20 protein-coding genes are annotated in these 20,259 nt (G+C 73.3%); 13 read left to right on the top strand and 7 right to left on the bottom strand.

What is annotated here, in order from left to right:
• The first annotated feature begins 24 nt into the window (after positions 1 to 24).
• From EKG83_RS46235 to EKG83_RS46225, 3 genes are read left to right on the top strand one after another with little or no spacing between them, the layout of a single operon-like run.
• Positions 25 to 612 (top strand): NADPH-dependent FMN reductase, encoded by a 588-nt coding sequence (locus tag EKG83_RS46235; protein ID WP_051764718.1) that lies wholly within the window; start codon positions 25 to 27, stop codon positions 610 to 612.
• Positions 613 to 660: 48 nt separating this feature from the next.
• Positions 661 to 1,230 (top strand): TetR/AcrR family transcriptional regulator, encoded by a 570-nt coding sequence (locus tag EKG83_RS46230; protein WP_033428252.1) that lies wholly within the window; start codon positions 661 to 663, stop codon positions 1,228 to 1,230.
• The gene (locus EKG83_RS46225) at positions 1,230 to 2,144 is read left to right on the top strand and encodes an SDR family oxidoreductase (protein ID WP_194283101.1); all 915 of its coding nucleotides are present in this window, start codon (positions 1,230 to 1,232) and stop codon (positions 2,142 to 2,144) included. The genes EKG83_RS46230 and EKG83_RS46225 overlap by 1 nt, the downstream gene beginning before the upstream one ends.
• 19 nt (positions 2,145 to 2,163) lie before the next feature.
• Here the strand turns inward: EKG83_RS46225 and EKG83_RS46220 are convergent, their stop codons facing one another.
• The 3 genes from EKG83_RS46220 to EKG83_RS46210 all read right to left on the bottom strand — a co-directional run bounded on the left by EKG83_RS46220 (position 2,164) and on the right by EKG83_RS46210 (position 4,667).
• Positions 2,164 to 2,820: a response regulator gene (locus EKG83_RS46220; RefSeq protein WP_033428701.1), complete on the bottom strand. Its 657-nt coding sequence runs from the start codon at positions 2,818 to 2,820 to the stop codon at positions 2,164 to 2,166.
• Positions 2,821 to 2,830: 10 nt separating this feature from the next.
• Entirely contained in the window at positions 2,831 to 3,994 is a 1,164-nt protein-coding gene (locus tag EKG83_RS46215; RefSeq protein ID WP_153279027.1) for a sensor histidine kinase, read from the bottom strand.
• Between the two features lie 109 nt (positions 3,995 to 4,103).
• On the bottom strand, positions 4,104 to 4,667 hold the full coding sequence (locus EKG83_RS46210; protein WP_153278837.1) for a hypothetical protein: 564 nt from the start codon (positions 4,665 to 4,667) through the stop codon (positions 4,104 to 4,106).
• 86 nt (positions 4,668 to 4,753) lie between these two features.
• On the opposite strand from EKG83_RS46210, the gene EKG83_RS46205 reads away from it, so the two are divergent.
• The 7 genes from EKG83_RS46205 to EKG83_RS46175 all read left to right on the top strand — a co-directional run bounded on the left by EKG83_RS46205 (position 4,754) and on the right by EKG83_RS46175 (position 12,737).
• Positions 4,754 to 6,271 (top strand): dynamin family protein, encoded by a 1,518-nt coding sequence (locus EKG83_RS46205; protein WP_033428254.1) that lies wholly within the window; start codon positions 4,754 to 4,756, stop codon positions 6,269 to 6,271.
• The gene (gene grpE, locus EKG83_RS46200) at positions 6,271 to 6,645 is read left to right on the top strand and encodes a nucleotide exchange factor GrpE (RefSeq protein ID WP_033428255.1); all 375 of its coding nucleotides are present in this window, start codon (positions 6,271 to 6,273) and stop codon (positions 6,643 to 6,645) included. The genes EKG83_RS46205 and grpE overlap by 1 nt, the downstream gene beginning before the upstream one ends.
• Entirely contained in the window at positions 6,642 to 8,459 is a 1,818-nt protein-coding gene (locus tag EKG83_RS46195) for a dynamin family protein (RefSeq protein WP_033428256.1), read from the top strand. Before grpE ends, EKG83_RS46195 begins: the two co-directional genes overlap by 4 nt.
• 72 nt (positions 8,460 to 8,531) lie before the next feature.
• The gene (locus EKG83_RS46190; RefSeq protein ID WP_033428257.1) at positions 8,532 to 9,209 is read left to right on the top strand and encodes a hypothetical protein; all 678 of its coding nucleotides are present in this window, start codon (positions 8,532 to 8,534) and stop codon (positions 9,207 to 9,209) included.
• Between the two features lie 258 nt (positions 9,210 to 9,467).
• On the top strand, positions 9,468 to 9,938 hold the full coding sequence (locus EKG83_RS46185) for a GNAT family N-acetyltransferase (protein WP_033428704.1): 471 nt from the start codon (positions 9,468 to 9,470) through the stop codon (positions 9,936 to 9,938).
• A 387-nt stretch (positions 9,939 to 10,325) separates the two neighbouring features.
• Positions 10,326 to 12,137 carry a phosphoenolpyruvate carboxykinase (GTP) gene (locus EKG83_RS46180; RefSeq protein ID WP_033428258.1) on the top strand — a complete coding sequence of 604 codons (1,812 nt, stop codon included), beginning with the start codon at positions 10,326 to 10,328 and terminating at the stop codon, positions 12,135 to 12,137.
• Between the two features lie 147 nt (positions 12,138 to 12,284).
• Entirely contained in the window at positions 12,285 to 12,737 is a 453-nt protein-coding gene (locus EKG83_RS46175; protein WP_153278836.1) for a hypothetical protein, read from the top strand.
• A gap of 60 nt (positions 12,738 to 12,797) precedes the next feature.
• On the opposite strand, the gene EKG83_RS46170 is transcribed toward EKG83_RS46175, so the two are convergent.
• From EKG83_RS46170 to EKG83_RS46160, 3 genes are all read right to left on the bottom strand, one after another.
• Complete coding sequence (locus EKG83_RS46170; RefSeq protein ID WP_033428260.1) at positions 12,798 to 13,628, bottom strand: septum formation family protein; 831 nt, start codon at positions 13,626 to 13,628, stop codon at positions 12,798 to 12,800.
• A gap of 5 nt (positions 13,629 to 13,633) precedes the next feature.
• Positions 13,634 to 14,890, bottom strand: coding sequence for a hypothetical protein (locus tag EKG83_RS46165; RefSeq protein WP_228122453.1), 1,257 nt, complete (start codon positions 14,888 to 14,890; stop codon positions 13,634 to 13,636).
• A gap of 106 nt (positions 14,891 to 14,996) precedes the next feature.
• Positions 14,997 to 15,770, bottom strand: coding sequence for a LamB/YcsF family protein (locus EKG83_RS46160; protein ID WP_084716069.1), 774 nt, complete (start codon positions 15,768 to 15,770; stop codon positions 14,997 to 14,999).
• Between the two features lie 213 nt (positions 15,771 to 15,983).
• Here EKG83_RS46160 and EKG83_RS46155 point away from each other — a divergent pair, with 213 nt between their 5' ends.
• From EKG83_RS46155 to mctP, 3 genes are all read left to right on the top strand, one after another.
• The gene (locus EKG83_RS46155; RefSeq protein WP_033428706.1) at positions 15,984 to 16,682 is read left to right on the top strand and encodes a GntR family transcriptional regulator; all 699 of its coding nucleotides are present in this window, start codon (positions 15,984 to 15,986) and stop codon (positions 16,680 to 16,682) included.
• A gap of 121 nt (positions 16,683 to 16,803) precedes the next feature.
• The gene (locus tag EKG83_RS46150; RefSeq protein WP_033428262.1) at positions 16,804 to 17,070 is read left to right on the top strand and encodes a DUF3311 domain-containing protein; all 267 of its coding nucleotides are present in this window, start codon (positions 16,804 to 16,806) and stop codon (positions 17,068 to 17,070) included.
• Complete coding sequence (gene mctP, locus EKG83_RS46145) at positions 17,071 to 18,705, top strand: monocarboxylate uptake permease MctP (protein WP_033428263.1); 1,635 nt, start codon at positions 17,071 to 17,073, stop codon at positions 18,703 to 18,705.
• 277 nt (positions 18,706 to 18,982) lie between these two features.
• Here the strand turns inward: mctP and EKG83_RS46140 are convergent, their stop codons facing one another.
• Positions 18,983 to 19,888 carry an ROK family protein gene (locus EKG83_RS46140; protein WP_033428264.1) on the bottom strand — a complete coding sequence of 302 codons (906 nt, stop codon included), beginning with the start codon at positions 19,886 to 19,888 and terminating at the stop codon, positions 18,983 to 18,985.
• Between the last annotated feature and the right edge of the window lie 371 nt (positions 19,889 to 20,259).

Raw genomic sequence — 20,259 nt, 5'->3', positions numbered from 1 at the left:
CGGCACGGCGCGAACGTGGTGGTCATGGACAACAAGCTCGTGATCGTCATCGGCAGCGTCCGCGACGGGCGGTTCGGCCCGGTCGTCGCCTCGTGGTTCGCCGACCAGGCCGCCGCCCACGGCGGGTTCGACGTCGAGGTCGTCGACCTCGCCGACGTGGACCTCCCGCTGGCCCTGCCCGCGGCGTCGCCGAAGTACGCCGGCGACGACTACCCCCGCCCGGCCGGGATGGCGCCGCTGACCTCGGCGCTGGAGGGCGCGGACGCGGTCGTGCTGGTCACGCCCGAGTACAACCACAGCTACCCCGCGTCGCTGAAGGCGGCCGTCGACTGGCACTTCACCCAGTGGGCGGCCAAGCCGGTCGCCTTCGTCAGCTACGGCGGCGCGGCGGGCGGCCGGCACGCGGTGCTGCACCTGGAGAACGTGCTCACCGAGCTGCACGCGGTGACCGTCCGCGACGGCCTGGCCTTCCCGAACTACTTCACCGCCTGGCGGGACGGCCGCCCGCTCGACCCGGCGGCCCCCGGCTACGCCAAGACCCTGCTCGACCAGCTCGCCTGGTGGGCGGGCGCCCTCCGCACGGCCCGCGCGAGCAGCCCGTACCCGGCGTGACGCGGCCCATCCGCCCCACCAGTTAATGAACCGTGGTTCAATAACCCCGTGCCCCGCCCCAGGACGATCACCGACGAGCGCCTGCTCGCCGCGACGGCGCAGGTCATCGGCCGTCGGGGGCCGGGCTTCACGCTCGCCGAGGTCGCCGCGGCGGCCGGGGTGTCGGTGGGCACGGTGGGGCAGCGCTTCGGCTCCAAGGGCGGCCTGCTCCGGGCGCTGACCAGGCAGACCGCGGCCGAGCAGGCCGAGCGGATGCGGCGGGCGGCCGACGTGGCGGACCCGGTGGCGGGCCTGCGCGCCGCGCTGCTGTCGTGGTTCGAGGGCATGACCGACCCGGACGAGGCGCAGAACCACCTGGCGCAGCTCGGCGTCGACCTGCTCGACCCGGAGCTGCGGGCGCTGCTGGCCGACCTGTACGAGACGACCGGGCGGACCGTGCTGGAGCTGACCCGCCGGGTCGACCTGCCGCGCGCCCCGTCGCCGGAGCGCGCGGCCAGGGTGCTCACCGGCCTGCTCTACGGGGTGGCGATGGACTGGTCGGTCCGGCCGGACGGCGCGCTGGCCGACCGGCTGCTGGAGGACGTGGACGCGGTGCTGGCCGCGTGGAAGGGGAGATGATGGCCGAACAGCCGTTGAAGGGGAAGGTCGCCGCGGTCACGGGGGCGACGCGCGGCGCGGGCCGGGCGATCGCGGTCGAGCTGGGCGCGGCGGGCGCGACGGTGTTCGTCGGCGGCCGCACGACGCGCGAGCACAGGTCGCCGATCGGGCGCGACGAGACGATCGAGGAGACCGCGGAGCTGGTCACGGCCGCGGGTGGCCGCGGCATCGCGGTGCGGTGCGACTTCACCGAGCCCGCCGACGTGGACGCGTTCCGGGCGCGCGTGGAGGCCGAGGGGCGGGGCCTGCACGTCCTGGTCGACGACGTGTGGGGCGGTGAGCAGGACACCCAGTTCGGCGTGTTCTGGGAGCAGGACCTGGACAAGCAGCTGCGGCTGTGGCGCAACAGCGTGCAGGCGCACCTGGTCACCCTGCACCGCCTGCTGCCGCTGCTGATCCGCGAGCCGGGCGGCCTGCTCGTCGAGGTCACCGACGGCGACAGCGACGAGCACTACGCCGAGTCGCTGGCCTACGACTCGGTCAAGGTCGCGATCCGCCGCTTCGGCACGGTGATGGCGCGCGAGCTGGAGCCGCACGGCGCGACGTCGGTCGCGGTCACGCCCGGGTTCCTGCGGTCGGAGCAGATGCTGGAGCACTTCGGCGTGACCGAGGCGACCTGGCGCGACGCGATCGCCAAGGAGCCGCACTACGCCATGTCCGAGACGCCGCACTACCTCGGCCGCGGCATCGCGGCGCTGGCGGCCGACCCGGACCGGCACCGCTTCAGCGGCCGGGCGCTCGCGTCGTGGACCCTCATGCGCGAGTACGGCTTCACCGACCTGGACGGCTCGCGGCCGGACTGGGGCCGCTGGTACGAGGAGGTCTTCAAGGCGGGCGTCGACCCGACCGCGGCCGACGCCGCGAAGTACCGCTGAGCGCGCGGGGCGGTCCGGCTCACACGTCGCCGGGTCGGACCAGCCCCGTCTCGTAGGCCAGCACCACGGCCTGCACGCGGTCGCGCAGGTCCAGCTTCGCCAGGATGCGCCCCACGTGCGTCTTCACCGTCGCCTCGGACAGGAACAGCTTGCGCGCGATCTCGGTGTTGGACAGCCCCTTGGCGATCAGCACCAGCACCTCGCGCTCGCGCTCGGTCAGCACCTCCAGCACCGACGCGTCGCGCAGCTCGCCGCCGCCGTCGCCGAGGAACCGGCTCAGCAGCCGCTTGGTCACCGACGGGGAGACCACCGCGTCGCCGCTGGCCACCGCGCGCAGCGCGGACACCAGGTCGCCCGGCGGGGTGTCCTTGAGCAGGAACCCGGACGCGCCGTTGCGCAGCGCCGACAGCGCGTACTCGTCCAGGTCGAACGTGGTCATCACGAGCACCTTCGCGGTGCCCGCCTCGGCGATCCGCTTGGTCGCCTCGACCCCGTCGAGCACGGGCATCCGGACGTCCATCAGCACCACGTCCGGCTTCAGCGACGCCGCCAGGTGCACGGCGTCGAGCCCGTCGCCGGCCTCGCCGACCACGTCGATGTCCTCTTGGGCGCCGAGCACCATCCGGAAGCCCATCCGCATGAGCTCCTGGTCGTCGACGAGCAGTACCCGGATCACCCGTCCCACCCTATGACGGCACCAGGGGGAGCACGGCGCGAACCCGCCACCCGCCGCCGGGGTTGGGGCCCGCCTCCAGCGTGCCGCCCAGCACGCCGGCCCGCTCGCGCATCCCGATCAGCCCGTTCCCGCCGGACACGGCCACCAGGTCGTGGGGCGTGCCGAACCCGTCGTCGGCCACCTCGACGCTGACCTGCTCGCCGGTCCGGGCCACGCGCACCGTCGCCGACGCGCCCGACCCGGCGTGCTTGAGCGTGTTGGTCAGCGCCTCCTGCACGATCCGGTAGACGCCCAGCCCGAGGCCCGCGGGCAGCGACGCCAGGTCGCCCGAGGTCTCCAGGCGCACCGGCAGCCCGGCGGCCCGGCAGTTCTCGGCCAGCTCCCGCAGGTCGTCCGCGCCCGGCTGCGGCACCCACTGGGCCGTCGACCGGTCCTCCGAGCGCAGCACGCCGAGCAGCCGCCGCAGCTCGGTCAGCGCCTGCCTGCCGGTGTCGGCGATGGTCCGCACCGCCGCCTCGGCCAGGTCGGGGTCGCTGCGGATCGCGTACCCGGCGCCGTCGGCCTGCACCACCATCACGCTCACCGCGTGCGCCACCACGTCGTGCAGCTCGCGCGCGATGCGCGACCGCTCCTCGCCGACGGCGATCCGCGCCTGCTGGTCGCGCTCGGTCTCCAGCAGCCGCAGCCGCTGCTCCAGCTCCCAGTGGTAGGCCCGGCGGGCGCCGACGAACTCGCCCAGCGCCCAGCTGAACCCGAAGATCACCGCGATGACGAACAGCACGAACACGGTGTCCAGGCCCGGCCCGATCCGCCAGAACGCCCAGACGAGCGAGCCGAGGGCGAGCCACAGCGCGTACAGCAGGCCCTGCCGCCGCCCCGCGTAGGCCACGACCGTGTAGAGCGCGACGGCCAGCGCGAAGTCCGAGGCCCGGACCGGCACCCCGCCGACCGCGTCGCCGTGGGTGAAGAGCTGGACCACGCCGCCGAACAGGATGATGTAGCTCGACCACAGCGCGTGCCTGCGCCGGAACACCACCGGCACGACCATGAGCACGCTGACCACGAGCATCGCGCCCAGCGGCACGTACTGCGTCGAGGCGACCATCGTGCCCAGGTCCATCACGAACAGCAGCCCGGCGATCAGGGAGTCCCCGAACACCGGGTGCGCTCGCATCCACAGGCTCAGCCGCCGCACGGCACCAGGTTAGGTACGGAACAGCCCGCGGCGCGTCGCGCCACGGGCTGACCCGGTCTAGTCCTCCAGGGTGATGGACCGACGACCCCTACCTGATCGTCTTGACCTGCGTCGGGTCCACCTGCTCGGCGGCCGTCGGCGCGGCCGGCTCGACCCGCGGCCGGTGCGCCGCGGTGGGCGCGGTGGGCGTCGCGGTGGCCGCGGTGGCGGCGGGCGACGTGGTCGTCGGGTGCGCCAGCGGCTCGGCGCGGTTCTGCACCGGCACGCGGTGGTGCTGCTGCTGCTCGAACTGCCGGTGCTCCTCGGCCATCTCGTCGGCCAGCTGCTGCTGGAGCTGCCGGTCCCGGATGCGGCCCAGGATCATCATCGTGATCGCGTGCACCGAGGCGAGCACCAGCAGCATGACACCGAGCTTCACCACGACGTCCTTGACCGGGTCGCCGGTGTCCACGTTGATGATCGACACCAGGGCGAGCAGGCCCAGCACGACGAGGTGGAAGAGCACGGTGGCGAGGCGGGTCATGGACCTGGCCGCCTCCGGGTCGCCGTAAGCGCGGTTCATGTAGCCCTTGCCGCTGCGGTAGATGAGCTGGCCGTCGATCAGCACCAGCACCACGCCGAGCAGCAGGAACACCGCATAGCCCTGTTCCATGACGTGACCTCCCTCGTCGAGGGCGGAAATACCCGCGAACCGCCGTTCACAAACGGGACGTCACCCCCGCGTGGCACGATTCGGGCGTGACGACCCAGGCCCAGCAGCTCGCCGGCCCGCTCTCGGCGGCCGTGGCGGACCTGTGCGCCGGGTTGCGCCCGCAGGTGTCCCCGGCGACGGCCGCCGGCTTCGGCGAGGTGCTGCGCCGGCTGTCCGCGCCGCTGCAGGTCGCGGTGGCGGGCCGCATCAAGTCGGGCAAGTCGACGCTGGTCAACGCGCTGATCGGCCGCCGGGTCGCGCCGACGGACGTGGGCGAGTGCACCCGCCTGGTGACCCGCTTCCAGTACGGCACGGTCGACCGGGTGGAGGTCGTGTTCACCGACGGCCGCAAGCAGGTGCTGCCGTTCGGCCCGGACGGCGAGATCCCGCGCGACCTGGGCGTGGACGTCGAGCGCGTGTCGCACGTGGAGGCGTACCTGACCAACGCGGTGCTGCGGGACCTGACCGTGATCGACACCCCCGGGCTGGGCTCGCTCGACGCCGCGTCGGTGGCCCGCACCGAGGCGCTGCTCGGCGGTGGGCTGGACCCGGTGTCGCGCAACGCGGTCGCGGGCGCGGAGGCCGTGCTGTACGTGGTGACGCAGGGCGTGCGCGCCGACGACCAGCAGGCGCTGGCCGCGTTCACCGCCGCCACCGCGAGCCGCGAGGCCGGTCCGGTGAACGCGATCGCGGTGCTCAACAAGGCCGACACGATCGCCGCGGAGACCGTGGCCGGCTCGGGCGGCGACACGTGGCGGGCGGCCGTGCTGCTGGCCGAGCGCCAGGCGCTGTCCCTCAAGCCCCGGGTCGCCGACGTGCTGCCGGTGATCGGCCTGGTCGCGGAGTCCACCGAGACCGGCGGCTTCACCTCGGCCGACGCGGACGCGCTGCGCAGGCTGGCCGCGCTGGACGCCGCCACCCGGGAGACCGTGCTGATCTCGGCGGACCTGTTCACCACCTGGGAGTGCGACGTCCCGGCGGGCGTCCGCGCCCGCCTGCTGGAGAAGCTGGACCTGTACGGGGTGCGCAAGGCCCTGGAGGCCCTGGACGCGGAGCCGGGCATCACCGCGGGCGCGCTGCGCCGCAAGCTGCTCGACGCGTCCGGCCTGGAGGGGGTGCGCGCCAAGCTCAACGCGGTGTTCCGGTCGCGCGCCGACGGCATCAAGGCCGCCGCGGCGCTGGCGTCGGTGACCGCGCTGGCCGCCGCCTCCGGCGACCCGAACGAGCGGCAGCGCGTGCACAACGCCATCGAGGTGCTGCTGGCCAAGCCCGAGGCGCACCAGCTGCGGCTGCTGGAGGCGTTGACGCTGGTCTCCTCCGGTGCCGTGGCCATGCCCGACGACCTGCTCGAAGAGGTGCTGCGGTTCGGCAGCTCACCGGACCCGGCCGAGCAGCTCGGCCTGCCCGGCAGACCGGTGCCCGTGCTGGTCGCGCACGCGCTGGAGCGGGCCGGCTGGTGGCGGTCCTTCGCGTCGTTCGGCGCCACGCCCGCGCAGAGCCGGGTGGCGCACGTGGTGCACCGGGCGTACTTCCTGATCTGGCAACAACTCCGGGGGCGGCGCTGATGACGGCGGGTAACGGAACGGAACCGGGCGCGTCCGCGTCCGAAGCCGGTGTGGAGAGCACCATCGCCGATGAGCTGCTGGACCAGGCGTTGGCGGAGCGGCGCGCGCTGGTGCAGCTGTGCCTGTACGCCCTGGACCGGGCGCGCAGCTCGGGCGTCGTCGAGCGGATCGAGGAGGGCCTGGCGGGCATCGGCGTGACCGCGCTGCGCCCCGACGGCGAGCGCTTCGACCCGGCCCGGCACGAGGCGGGCGGCACCGTGCCCACCGACGACGCGTCGCTGGACGGCGTGGTCGCCGAGACCGAGGTGGTCGGCTTCGACGACCGCGGCCGCACGCTGCGCGCGCCGGTGGTCACCGTCTACACGGCGCGATGACGAGCCTGCCGCAGACCGTCCGGCAGACCAGGGAGAAGCTGACGGCCCTGGTCCGCTCGCTGGACCCGTCGGCCGCGTCGTTCGTGGAGACCCGCCGCGGCGGGCCCGCGTCGGTGGTGGTCGTCGGCGAGACCAACCGGGGCAAGAGCTCCCTGGTCAACGCCCTGCTGGCGACCCCGGGCCTGTCCCCGGTGGACGCCGAGGTGGCCACCGCGGCGTACCTGGTGTTCCGGCACGGCCCGGAGTGGGCGGCGCGCGCCTGCTACGCCGGGTCGATGTCGCCGGTGCCGTTCGACCGGTCGGAGCTGCCGCGCTGGGTGTCGGCCGCGCACGACCTGCCCGAGGGGATGCTGCCGCCGCGGTACGTGGAGGTGGAGGCCCCGATCCCGCTGCTGGAGCGGCTGTCGCTGGTCGACACGCCCGGCGTCGGCGGCCTGGACGCGGTGCACGGCGAGCTGGCCGCCGAGGCCGCCGCCGACGCGACCGCGCTGCTGTTCGTGGTCGACGCCTCGGCCCCGTTCACGCGCGGCGAGCTGGACTTCCTGCGCTCGCTCGGCGAGCGGGTGGAGACCGTGGTGTTCGCGCTGACCAAGGTCGACCAGTACCGGGGCTGGCAGCAGGTGCTCGACGCCGACCGGGCGCTGCTGGCCGAGCACGCGCCGAGGTTCGCCGACGCGCGGTTCCACCCGGTGTCCTCGCGGATGTTCGAGCTGGCCGCGGGCGCGCCGAACCCGGACGCGGCGGCGATGCTGCGGGAGCGGTCGGGCGTCGGCGCGTTGCAGGGGGTGCTCCAGGAGCTGGTGGTCGGGCGGGCGGCGATGCTCGGCGAGGCCAACGCCCTGCGCGCGCTGGCCACCGTGCTGGACGAGCTGGTCGCGCGCGGCGAGGCGGACAAGCGGGCGCTGTCGGCGGGCGAGGAGGAGGCCGAGGCGCTGCGCGCGCGGCGCGACGAGCTGAACTCGCAGCGCCGGTCGTCCACGCGCAGCTGGCAGGTGCGGCTGCGCGGCGAGGTGCAGCGGGCCCGGGTGGAGGGCGCGCACGAGGTGAGCAGGCAGATCCGGGACGTGCAGACCTGGTTCCGCACGGCCATCGACTCGGCCTCGCGTGAGCAGTTGGCCCTGCTGCCGCAGCAGGTGGACGCGGCGCTGCAAGTGGTGTCGGGCCGGATCAGCGGGGGCCTGGGCACGCGGTTGGCGCGGGTGGCCGACGCGGCGCTGGCCGACCTGTTCTCGCCCGAGGAGCTGGCCGTGATCCGCGGCCAGTTCGCGCGCGGCGCCACGCCGCCGGTGGTGCTGCGCCCGCCGGAGCGGCGCGTGCCGACCGCCGAGGACAAGCTGCTGGTGTTCATGGGCGTGTCCGGCGGGCTGGGCGCCGGGCGGCTGGCGGCGCTGCCGCTGGCCGGGCTGGGCGTGGCCGCGCTGAACCCGATCGTGCTGCCGGTGACCGTGGTGCTCGGCCTGGGCGCGGGCTGGTGGATGGCGCGCACCCGCAAGCACTCGGCCGACAAGCAGCACCTCAAGCAGTGGCTGTCCGACGCCATCGCCGACGCGCGGTCCGCGGTGGACCAGTTGGTCGCCGAGCAGCTGATCGAGGCGGAGCAGCAGTTGTCGCTGGCGCTCGACGACGCGCTGGGCAGGCGGGTCGACGCGATCGAGGCCGAGCTGCGCGAGGTGGACAAGGCGCTGCGCATGGGCGCGGGCGAGCGGGCGCGGGCGTTGCAGGCGGTGACCAAGCGGTTGGCCGAGCTGACCGCCGGGCGCGCCCGGGTCGACGAGCTGCTGGGGCGGATCAGGGCGCTGCGCGACCGCGCGTGAGAGCTTCCGAGTGGAACCGAACGGGCATAACGTGAGTCTCACCGGTACACGAAAGCGGGAGGGTGGGGCACGGTGTACATCGACGAGACGGGCACGACCGACGGCGAGCTGAAGGTCACGGTCGGCGACGAGGAGTACACCGCCGAGGCGAACTACGACCTCGACCAGGACGGCGTCGAGGAGAGCGCGGTCGTCGAGACCGACGACGGCGGCCACCTGGCGTTCAGCGACACCGACGGCGACGGCGACGCCGACCTGATGAGCAGCTTCGACGCCGAGGGCGAGCTGGTCGCGCAGGCGAAGTTCGACGAGGACTCGGGCAACTGGGTCGCGGTGGACCCCGACGACGAGCGGGACCACCGCACCAACACCAACGACGGCCGGTCGATCGTGGTGGACGTGGCCGACGGCGCCGACCAGAACATCGGCCCGGCCACCGAGGACACCGACGGCGACGGCCGCGCCGACACCGCCGTGGTGAGCGACGAGGACGGCGACACCTGGCTGTTCACCGACGCCGACGGCGACGGGCAGGCGGACCTGGCCACCGAGATCACCCGGGACGGCGAGGTCACGGTCTCGCGGCACACCGGCGAGGACGAGTGGACCGAGGTCGAGCACGGCCGCATCGGCGAGGACGGCAAGTACGCGCCCGACAGCGACGGGGCGTGGGGCGGGGAGAACAAGGTCACCGTGTCGGGCGTGGTGCGCATCGACTCCGTGACCGGGCAGTGGATCAGCCCGAACTGACCCGGGCCTAGGTTCTGCTGCTGCCCGGCTGCCGCCGGGGTTCGGGTGGGTGGCCGGGTTCGGCCGGGCCGCGAGGGCCGGCCGCCGTCGCCGCCCGGCTGTCACCGGGGGCCGGGGGTGGGCTGCCGGGACCGGGCGGGTGGCCGGGTTCAGGCGGGCGGCCGGGTTCGAGTGCGGTCGGGTTCAGGCGGGCGGTGAGACCCGGGCGGGCGGAAAACCGGTGTGCGGTGGCACCGCGCCCCCGCGATGATGTCCGGCATGGTCATCCGCCCCCTGACCGCCGACGACATCCCCACCGTCGTGGAGTTCTCGCTCCGCGCGTGGGCCCCGGTCTTCGACTCGTTCCGCGCCGTCCTGGGCGCCGGGGTCTACGAGGCGCTGTTCCCGGACTGGGAGACCACCCAGGCGAAGGCCGTGGAGGAGGTCTGCCGGGACGCGGCGACCTCCGTGTGGGTGGCCGACCGGCGGCATCGCCCGGTCGGGTTCGTCGCGGTCCGTCCGGGTGACGGCGAGATCCACATGCTGGCCGTCGACCCGGAGCACCAGCGGCAGGGCATCGGCGGCGCGCTCACCGGGTACGCCGTCGAGCGGCTGCGCGACGCGGGCGTCACCCTGGCCGTCGTCGGCACCGGTGGCGACCCCGGCCACGCGCCCGCCCGCCGCACCTACGAGAAGGCGGGCTTCACGCCGTTCCCGCAGGTCCGGTACTACCGGCGGCTCGACGGCTGAGGTCCGCGCGCGCATTTCTGGAACGGTCGAGAAATCCGGGCATTTTTCGCGACAATTTTTCTGGTCTCATGTGAGAGCGCTCTCACCCTGTACCGAAACAGTAACCTCCCCGGTGTGGCGGCCGACGCACCGGCCCGCCCTTGCATTCCGCCGACTAAAGCCCAGGTCACACCCCGGTTTTAAGGTGATCGGGTGCTGAATCGATTCCAGGATCGGTTTTGTGAGGCAGCCGACAGGCCGGATGAGCGTTACCCGCCATTAACCCGGCTAACCTCCGTCTATCCCTTAAACGGCACGCCCCCCACCGGGGCGGGCGGAGCCATTCCCGAGGACGTCCCACCCGGACACCGGCGTCCACCGTGGGCTGGCGCTCAGCTAGGAGACGAGATGACGGCAGTGGCAATTCCCGGTCTCGACCAGGCACCCACCGACCACGCGCGCCTGCTCTCCTGGGTGCGCGAGGTCGCCGAGCTCACCTGCCCCGACCAGGTCGTCTGGGCAGACGGTTCGCGGGAGGAGTGGGACCGGCTCACCGCCCGTCTGGTGGAGGCGGGCACCTTCGTGCCGCTGAAGCGCAAACCCAACTCCTTCTGGGCCGCCTCGGATCCCAGCGACGTGGCGCGGGTCGAGGAGCGCACCTTCATCTGTTCGGTGGACCCGGAGGACGCGGGCCCCACGAACAACTGGATGGACCCCGCCGAGATGAAGGCGACCATGACCGAGCTGTACCGGGGCTCGATGCGCGGTCGCACGATGTACGTCATCCCGTTCTGCATGGGCCCGCTCGACGCGGAGAAGCCCATGCTGGGCGTGGAGATCACCGACTCCGAGTACGTCGTCGTCTCCATGCACATCATGACCCGCATGGGCACGAAGGCGCTGAACCGATTTGGCGACGACGCCGAGTTCGTCCAGGCGCTGCACTCGCTGGGCGCGCCGCTGGAGCCGGGCCAGGAGGACGTGCCGTGGCCGTGCAACGAGACCAAGTACATCACCCAGTTCCCCGAGGAGCGGATGATCTGGTCCTACGGCTCGGGGTACGGCGGCAACGCGCTGCTGGGCAAGAAGTGCTACTCGCTGCGCATCGCCTCGGTGATGGCCCGTGACGAGGGCTGGCTGGCCGAGCACATGCTGATCCTCAAGCTCACCTCGCCGGAGCGGAAGGTCCACTACATCGCGGCCGCGTTCCCCAGCGCGTGCGGCAAGACCAACCTGGCGATGCTGGAGCCGACCATCCCGGGCTGGAAGGTCGAGACCCTGGGCGACGACATCGCCTGGATGCGGTTCGGCGAGGACGGCCGGCTGTACGCGGTGAACCCGGAGAACGGCTTCTTCGGCGTCGCACCCGGCACCGACTACCACACCAACCCCAACGCGATGCGCACCATCGAGAAGGGGAACTCGCTGTTCACCAACGTCGCGCTGACCGACGACGGCGACGTGTGGTGGGAGGGCATGGGCGAGCCGCCCGCGCACCTGACGTCGTGGAAGAAGCAGGACTGGACGCCGGGCTCGGAGGAGCTGTCCTCGCACCCGAACTCGCGCTACTGCACGCCGATCGAGCAGTGCGACATCAAGGCGCCCGAGTGGGACGACCCGAAGGGCGTGCCGATCTCGGCGATCTTCTTCGGCGGCCGGCGCGCCACCACGATCCCGCTGGTCACCGAGTCGCGCGACTGGCAGCACGGCGTGTTCATGGGCGCCACGCTGTCCAGCGAGACGACCGCCGCGGCCACCGGCAAGGTGGGCGTGGTGCGCCGCGACCCGATGGCGATGCTGCCGTTCATCGGCTACCACGCTGGTGACTACTTCCAGCACTGGATCGACACCGGCAAGTCGGCCGACGCGGACAAGCTGCCGAGGATCTTCTACGTCAACTGGTTCCGCCGCGGCGAGGACAAGCGCTTCCTGTGGCCGGGCTTCGGCGAGAACTCGCGCGTGCTGAAGTGGGCCGTCGAGCGGCTGGAGGGCCGGGCCGCCGCGGTCGAGACGCCGATCGGGCACGTGCCGACCGCCGACGCGCTCGACCTGGACGGCCTGGATGCCTCCCGCGAGGACATCGAGGCGGCGCTGCGGTTCGACGCCGACGAGTGGCGCGCCGAGGTCCCGATGATCGAGGAGTGGTTCGCCAGGATCGGCGAGAAGGTGCCGACCTCGCTGCGCGACGAGCTGGAGGCGCTGAAGCTCCGGCTCGGCTGATCCCCCGGAACTCCCGCGGTGCGGTGCTCCCGCGGACCGGGACCCGGTGGCCAACGGCGCCCACCGGGTCCCTTTTTCGTGCTCGGGTTCGCCGGCGGGTTCGTCACGGGGGGTGATTTCCGGCCCGACCGGGCGTACCAAGGAGTGGTGAGCCGGCCGGACGACTTCCTCGGTGGACTGCACTACGACAGCCCGCGCGAGGAGCGCGTGGACACCCGGACGGGTGTCTTCCGCTACCACCGGGTTCAACCGGCGGAGAAGCGGGTAACGGTGTGGTGGCACCTCGGGGCGGTGCCGCCGGGGGCGCTGGCGGCGGTGGTCGCGGCGTTCGCGTGGGGCTACGGCGTCGACCAGTTCGACGAGGTCCGGGTGCGCGGCCTGGTGGCGCTGGGACTCGCGGGACTGCTGGTGGGAGTGGTGTGCCTGGGGAGGTTGTCCCCAGCCGCGCCGCTGACGGCCGGCGTCCTGGCCATCACCTTTTCGGTGGTACACGAACTGGGTCTCATCACCCTCCTGCCCGTGCTCAGGCCGGTGTTCGACAGCGGGTCACCGATCTTGGTCGGGGTTTTGCTGATCGTGTCAGGGCTCCGCCGGCGGTGAGTTGTCCACAGGTTGTGGACAGACCTGTGCACAGCCTGTGGGTCGTGTGCACAACCCGGTTCAGGCGGGCAGCGGGTTGCGGCCGAGGCCCCACAGGCGCCCGGTGAACGGGCGGGTCGCCTCGGCGAAGCAGATCACCGAGGTGTAGCCCTCGGACCAGGCGAGGCTGCCGAAGGCGCGCCACGAGGCGAACACGTCGTCGCGGGGCGCGCCCACGTAGCCGTTGACCGCTCGCGCGCAGTGCTCGGCCGCCCGCTGCGTCACCTGTTCCGGTGATGGCGCGGGGTCCTTCGGTCCGCCGAGGGCCAGCACGCCGGGCACGGCCTCGGCGCGGTGCGGCTGGTCGCAGCCGACGAGCCCGGCGTCGGCGTCCACGCCCGGCGACCCGGCCGAGCACAGCTGAACGGTGCTGAAGCCCGCGGCCTTGAGCAGGTCGCGGACCGTGCCGGTGCGGGGCGCGGGCGCGCCGTCGGGCCGGACCTCGACCGCCGCGCACAGCAGCCACCGGTCGCCGCGGGCCCACCCGTCGCGGCTGGGCCAGAACGCCCGCGCCTGCAACCGGGTGGCGTCGTGGTCGGCGCTGCCCAGGTAGGCGGTCAGGGCGGTCCGGCACGGCGGCACGGCGGCGCGGCGCAGGTCGCGGTCGTCCGGGTAGTCCGGGCCGAGGTCGGGCAGCCGCCCCACCTCGGTGACCTCGGCCTGGTGCGGTCCCGCGCAGTCCAGCACCTCGACACCGCCGTCCGTGCACTGGCCGGGTTCGGGCAGTTGGTCGGGTGACGGGGTGAGGGAGGGGCGGACGACCTCGGCGTCCGGCGTGCCCGGGACGTGGGCGGTGCAGGCGGCGAGCGACAGCGCGGCCACCGCCACGACCGCCGCCCGCCAGCCCCTCACGCCGGTCAGACTAGCGACACCAGCGCCAGCACCTGGTCGGCGATGTCGCGGCGCTCCAGCTCGAACTCCGCGTCGGTCAGCGCGGCCGGGTCGACCGGCTGGCGCAGCACGGGCGTGTGCAGGTGGCCGCCCGCGACCCCGGTGGCGCCCAGGCCCAGCCGCAGCCGGTTGGCCCGGTACATCGACTCGTTGGACAGGTAGTCGCCGCCGCTGCCCTGCGCCGCGGCCGCGCCCGGCGTCGGTTCGTCGGTGCGGCAGCTCGGCGTGCCCGTGCCGGGGGTGGTGCCGACCGGCCACTCGCAGAACACCCGGTTGTAGAGCACCGGGAACGGCCCGGTGCCCGCGTTGACCAGCCGGTCGTGCGGCAGCGTGGTCTCGATGAACTCGTGCGCCGGCTGCGGCCAGCCCGCCGCGTCCGGCACCGGCCCGACCGCGGAGACGTCGTTGTTGTCCCCGAACCCGCCGCGCCACCGGCCGGCCCAGCGCTCGACGTCGAACTGCCCGGGCCGCCCCTGGCTGATCGTGACGAACGCGTGGGCCGAGGACGCCGAGCCGTAGAACCGCTCCACCACGCCCCGGTCGAACGAGCCCCACAGCACCGGCAGCACCGCCGCCTCGAACACGACCGGGCCCCGCGGCGTGTCCACCACCCGCCCGTCCAGCCGCAACGCCGCCGCACCGGACGGGTTGCTGCGCCGCACGGACGTGCCGAACAGCTGGAACGGGTCGAACCCGGTCACCGCGACGCGCCGCACCCCGGCGCCGAACCGGACGTCGGTCACGCCCCGCGACGCCCGGTCGAACCGCTCGACCAGCTCGGCGCGCTCGGCGGCGGGCAGGGAGAACGGGGCCTGCCACTGCCGCAGCGCCCTGGTGACCTGGAGGCGTGCCCAGTAGAGCGGCCGGTCGTCGTAGGCGTCCCAGGACTGCGGCCCGGACTGGGCCCGCCGCACGGCCGCCCGCCACAGGTCGGTGCCCCCGGCGGAGGCGAGCTGCCGGGCCGCGGTCCGGGTGGTGGTCGCGCACAGCCGGGCGGTGAAGCCGGCGACGTCGTCGTCGAAGCCGGCGAGCCGGGCCAGCTCCGGGCCGACCTCGGGGCCCGCGGGGGTGAGCCGGTCGTCCAGGCGCTGCTCCTCCACGGTGGTGGGCGCGTTCGGGTCGAGGCAGGGCGCCGGTCGGGCGTGGGCGACGGCGGGGACGAGGGTGAGGGCGAGGGCCAGGGGGACGGTCGACAGGATCACCGCGCGGAGTCGTTTGATCACGCCTCGATGCTGCCGAACCGGGTGCGGGAGGTGGAACCCGCCGTTCGGCCCGCCTCGCCGCGCGAACGGCCCCCGGGGCTCGACCGCGGGGGGCACGCGCGGGGGTTCACGCCCTCACCCGGTCCAGCCCACCCGCGAACGGCCCCAGCGGCACCCCGGCGCCGATCAGGGCCTCGCGCACGTCCCGCGCGACCGCCACCGCGCCCGGCGTCCCGCCGTGCACCCGGATCGAGTCCACCCGCATCCGCAGCAGCCGCCCGTCGACCGTGCGGACCCGGCCGTCCGCGGCCAGCGCGACGCACCGCGCCGCGACCTCCCGCGGGTCGTGCGGCACCGCGCCCGGCCGCTCCCGGTCGGCCGGCGTGCCCAGCGCGGAGTACACCCGGTCGGCGAACGCCTCGTAGCGCACCGGCAACCCCGCCACCTCGGCCCGCTTCAACCACACCGCGCCCGGCGCCCCCAGCACCGGCAGGGCCGGGTCGTACGCCCGCACCGCGTCCACCACCGCGTCCGCCTGCGCCTCGTGCGCGACCAGCGCGCGGTAGAGCGCACCGTGCGGCTTGACGTAGGCGACGCGGGTCCCGGCCGCGCGGGCGCACGCGTCCAGGCCGCCCAGCTGGTACAGGACCTCGGCGGTCAGCGTGCCCGGTGCCACGTCGACGAACCGCCTGCCGAAGCCGTTGAGGTCGCGGTAGCCCACGTGCGCGCCGACGGCCACGCCCCGAGCCGCGGCCCGCTCGCAGGTGCGCCGCATCGTGTCCGGGTCGCCCGCGTGGAAGCCGCACGCGACGTTCGCGCTGGTCACGATGTCGAGCAGGGCCCGGTCGTCGCCGAGCGACCAGGGGCCGAAGCCCTCTCCCACGTCCGCGTTGAGGTCCACGGTGCCCTCCCTCCCGCCCACGGCGCCCCTGTCGGGACACCGCCTTCGCCCCAGGCCGCCTCGCCCGGGCCGCCTCGCCCGGGCCGCCTCGCCCTAGTTGCCTTGCCCGAGTTCTCGTCGCGCCCAGGTTCCTCCCCTGTCCACCAGTGTGGGGATTGTTCAACAATCCTTCAATACTCCATTTGAACTCGTCCGGTAGTAGGCTTGTTCACCATGACGACCGTCGAGGCGGACGACTGGCTGAACAACCTGGCCAGGGACCGCGCGGACCTCGACCGCTCCACCACCGCCGAGCGGGTCGCGGAGAAGCTGCGCGACAGCGTCCTCAACGGCGACATCAAACCCGGCCAACAGCTCAACGAGAAGGCGCTCGGCGAAGCGCTCCGCGTCTCCCGCAACACCCTGCGCGAGGCGTTCCGCCTGCTCACCCACGAACGCCTGCTCGTGCACGAGTACAGCAGGGGCGTGTTCGTCCGCGTGCCCGAGGTCCCCGACATCGTCGACCTCTACGCCGCCCGCCGCGTCATCGAGTGCGGCGCGCTGCGCCGCTGGGAACGCGCCCCCGAGGCCGCCCGGCAGGCCGTCCGCGACGCCGTCGCCCTCGGCGTCGGGCAGCGCGAGCGGGACGACTGGTCCGGCGTCGGCACCGCGAACGTCCGCTTCCACCAGGCCATCACCGCCCTCGCGGGCAGCGCCCGCCTCGACGAGGAGGTGCGGCGCCTGCTCGCCGAGCTGCGCCTGGCGTTCGTGATCATGGGCGACTCGCGGATGTTCTACGAGGACTACCTCGCCCTCAACGAGGAGATCCTCGAACACCTGGAGGCCGGCCGGGTTCGGCAGGCCGAACAAGCCCTGCTCGCCTACCTCGACCGCGCGGAGCAGCACCTCGTGACCGGCCTGCGCGGAGAGTGAAAAAACGGTCACGATCCAGCTACGTCATCCGCAGGCAACCCGCCCGACATGGTGACTGGACCCGCTCCCGGGCCTAGCATCGCGCGACACCGTGTAACAAGGGTCGTTCGGAGGGGCGCGCATGCCGTCTGCTCGAAAATCCAGCCTGCGCTGGAGCAACTGGAACCTGCTGCTGCTGGTCCCGCTGCTCATGCTGGTCACGCCGTGGTTCAACTCCGATGAGCCGAGACTGCTCGGGCTGCCGTACTTCTACTGGTACCAGTTCGCCTGGGTCCCGGTCGGCGTCGCCTGCGTCGGCCTGGTCTACCTCAAGACCAAGGACGAACCCGCGGTCCACGGCAAGCCCGACCTGCTCGGTGTGGACGACCTCGACGAGGGGGCGAAGTAGATGCAGTGGACCGAACTGGTGGTCTTCAGCGCGCTGTTCCTGCTCGTCACCGCGCTCGGCTTCATGGCCGCGCGGTGGAAGGCCGGCAACACCCTCGACCACCTCGACGAATGGGGCCTGGGCGGCCGCAAGTTCGGCTCCTGGATCACCTGGTTCCTCGTCGGCGGCGACCTCTACACCGCCTACACGTTCGTGGCGGTGCCCGCCCTGGTCTTCGGCTCCGGCGCGCTGGGCTTCTACGCCCTGCCCTACACGGTCGTGCTCTACCCGATCGTGTTCCTCCCGCTGGTGCGCATGTGGTCGGTGTCCCGGGTCCACGGCTACGTGACCCCGGCCGACTTCGTCCGCGGCCGCTACGGCTCCCACTGGCTGGCGCTGCTCGTCGCCATCACCGGCATCGTCGCCACCATGCCCTACATCGCGCTCCAGCTCGTCGGCCTCGAAGCCGTCCTGCGCACCATGGGCCTCAACGGCGGCGGCATCCTCGGCCACCTGCCGCTGTTCATCGCGTTCGTGATCCTCGCGCTCTACACCTACCAGTCGGGCCTGCGCGCCCCCGCGCTGATCGCGTTCGTCAAGGACACCCTGATCTACCTGGTCATCCTCGTCGCCGTCGTCTACCTGCCCACCAAGTTCGGCGGCTGGGGCGCCATCTTCGACGGCGCGCAGGCCAAGTACGCCGCGACCGAGTCCAAGGCCGACGGCATCCTGCTCACCGCCAACAACCAGCTCCAGTACGCCACCCTCGCCCTGGGCTCCGCCCTGGCGCTGTTCCTGTACCCGCACTCGCTGACCGGCATCCTCGCCTCGCGCGGCCGCAACGTGATCAAGCGGAACATGGTCGCCCTGCCGGCGTACTCGCTGCTCCTGGGCCTGCTGGCGATGCTCGGCTTCGTCGCCATCAGCGCCGGCGTCAAGCCCATCACCAACCAGGCCACCGGCCGCCCCGACACCAACACGATCATCCCGTCGCTGTTCGGCCAGGAGTTCCCCTCCTGGTTCGCCGGCATCGCGTTCGCGGCCATCGGCATCGGCGCCCTGGTCCCGGCCGCGATCATGTCCATCGCCGCGGCGAACCTGTGGACCCGCAACGTCTACAAGGAGTACCTGAAGAAGGACGCCAGCCCCGCCCAGGAGGCCAAGCAGGCCAAGCTCGCGTCGCTGGTGGTCAAGTTCGGCGCGGTCGCGTTCATCGTGTTCGTCGACCCGCAGTTCTCCATCGACCTCCAGCTCATCGGCGGCGTGATGATCCTGCAGACGCTGCCCGCCGTGGCGATCGCGCTGTACACGCGGTGGTTCCACGTGTGGGGCCTCATCGCCGGCTGGGTCGCCGGCATGGGCTACGGCATGTGGCTGCTCTACAACATCGGCAACCCGGCGATCGGCAAGGCCCACTTCGCCGGTTCCGCGCTGCCGCTGGGCAACCTCTCGCTGTTCGGCTGGCACCCGTTCGCCGGGTCGACGGTGCAGGTGTACGTCGGCGCGGTGGCCGTCCTGGCCAACCTGCTGGTGGCGGTGGTGGTCACGCTGATCGCCCGGAAGGCCCGCGTCTTCAACGGCACGGACGAGACCGACGCCGACGACTACCACGTGGACGAGGACAGCAACCGCGTGAAGCCCGTGGCGGCGCACTGAGCACGTGCGGTGTTCGGCGTTCGTTCGCGGCGCGGTTCGGTGCTGTCGACGCCTGATCGCCCCGATCACGTTCGGCGCCTGATCGCGCCTGACGACGTCTGACGGCCCAGCTGGGGCCGGGCCGGTCCCGGCCCCAGCACCCGCCGACTCCCACGCCCCACCTTGCGGCTACCACCTGCGCGGCCACTACCTGCGGTTATCGCCCTCCGGCACTACCCGCGGCCATCGCCCCCGGCACTGCTCGCGGCTGTCCCGGCTTACCCGCGGCTGTCCCGGCTTACCCGCCCAGCACCAGCGCGGCGGCTCCCACCAGCCCGGCCTGCCCACCCAACCGAGCGGCCTCAACCCTCAATCCGTCCAAGTAGGACAGTCCACAGTGGTCGGCCAGGGTGCGGCGAACCGGCCCGAACAACAACTCCCCGGCCTGGGCCACCCCACCCCCGATCACCGCGAGATCAAGGTCCACCACCGCGGCCGTGGCCGCGACAGCCATCCCCACCGCCCGCCCAGCCCGCTCGAACGCGGCCCGAGGCACCTCTTCCCCGGCCAGAGCCGCCGCCGCGAGCACCGCCGCATCAGCGTCGTCAGGCGCCAACCACCCCTGCCGCCGCGCCCAGTCCACCATCCGCGGCCCACCCGCGACCGTCTCCGCACACCCGCGCCCACCACAAGCACACGGCTCACCGTCCGGCTCGACCACCACGTGCCCGATGTGCCCGGCATTCCCCGTGCGCCCACCGAACGGCCGACCACCCAGCACCAGCCCACCGCCGACCCCGGTGCTCACCACCAGCCCGACCATGAACCGGCTCCCCCGACCGGCCCCCAACCAGTGCTCGCCAAGCGCCATGCACGGCCCGTCACCCGCCAGCTCCACCGGCACCCCCGGCACCAGGTCGGCAACGCGATCGCGCAGCGGGAAATCCCGCCAGGCCGGGACGTTGATCGGGCTCACCGTCCCCGCGGGCGCGTCCACGGGCCCCGCACAAGCAATCCCCACCCCGGCCACGCCCTCACCGCGCAGCACCTGCTCGACCACCCCCACCACGGCGGCCCACGTCTGCTCGGTGGTCGCCCGCGGCGTACCCACGCGCACCGCGCGCTGCACCGCACCACTCCGGTCCACCAGGGCACCAGCGATCTTGGTGCCGCCGACGTCCAGGGCCAGCACCAGGTCCGTCATGCCGGCAACCCTAAGTGACGCGCGGCGAATCGTTCCCGGACGGGGCCACGCTCACGGCGGCGGCAGGCTCACGGCGGCAAGAGCACGGGCGGGCGGCATGCGGCGTGGGCGCGGAGCAGGCGTCGTGGTGCGGGGCAGGCGGCGTGCCGAGGCGGGTCAGGCGGGGCGAGGTGTCCGGCAGCAGGGGCGAGGTGCCGGGGCGGCGGAGGAGGCGAAGGCGGCGGAGCGGCCAGGGCGGAGCGGCCAGGCCAGGGTGGGCTGGAAGCGGGCGAGGGGGCTTGGGGAGGTGTGGTGGTCGCGGCGGGTTTCCTTCATATTCAACCGAGTCCCGAACCCCCCGATCCCGTACACCAATCACCACATCGGGTGAT

The organism is Saccharothrix syringae, assembly GCF_009498035.1.
GTDB lineage: Bacteria > Actinomycetota > Actinomycetes > Mycobacteriales > Pseudonocardiaceae > Actinosynnema > Actinosynnema syringae.
Note: the sequence above shows the minus strand (reverse complement) of the source record. Positions and strands in the feature narration are given on the sequence as shown.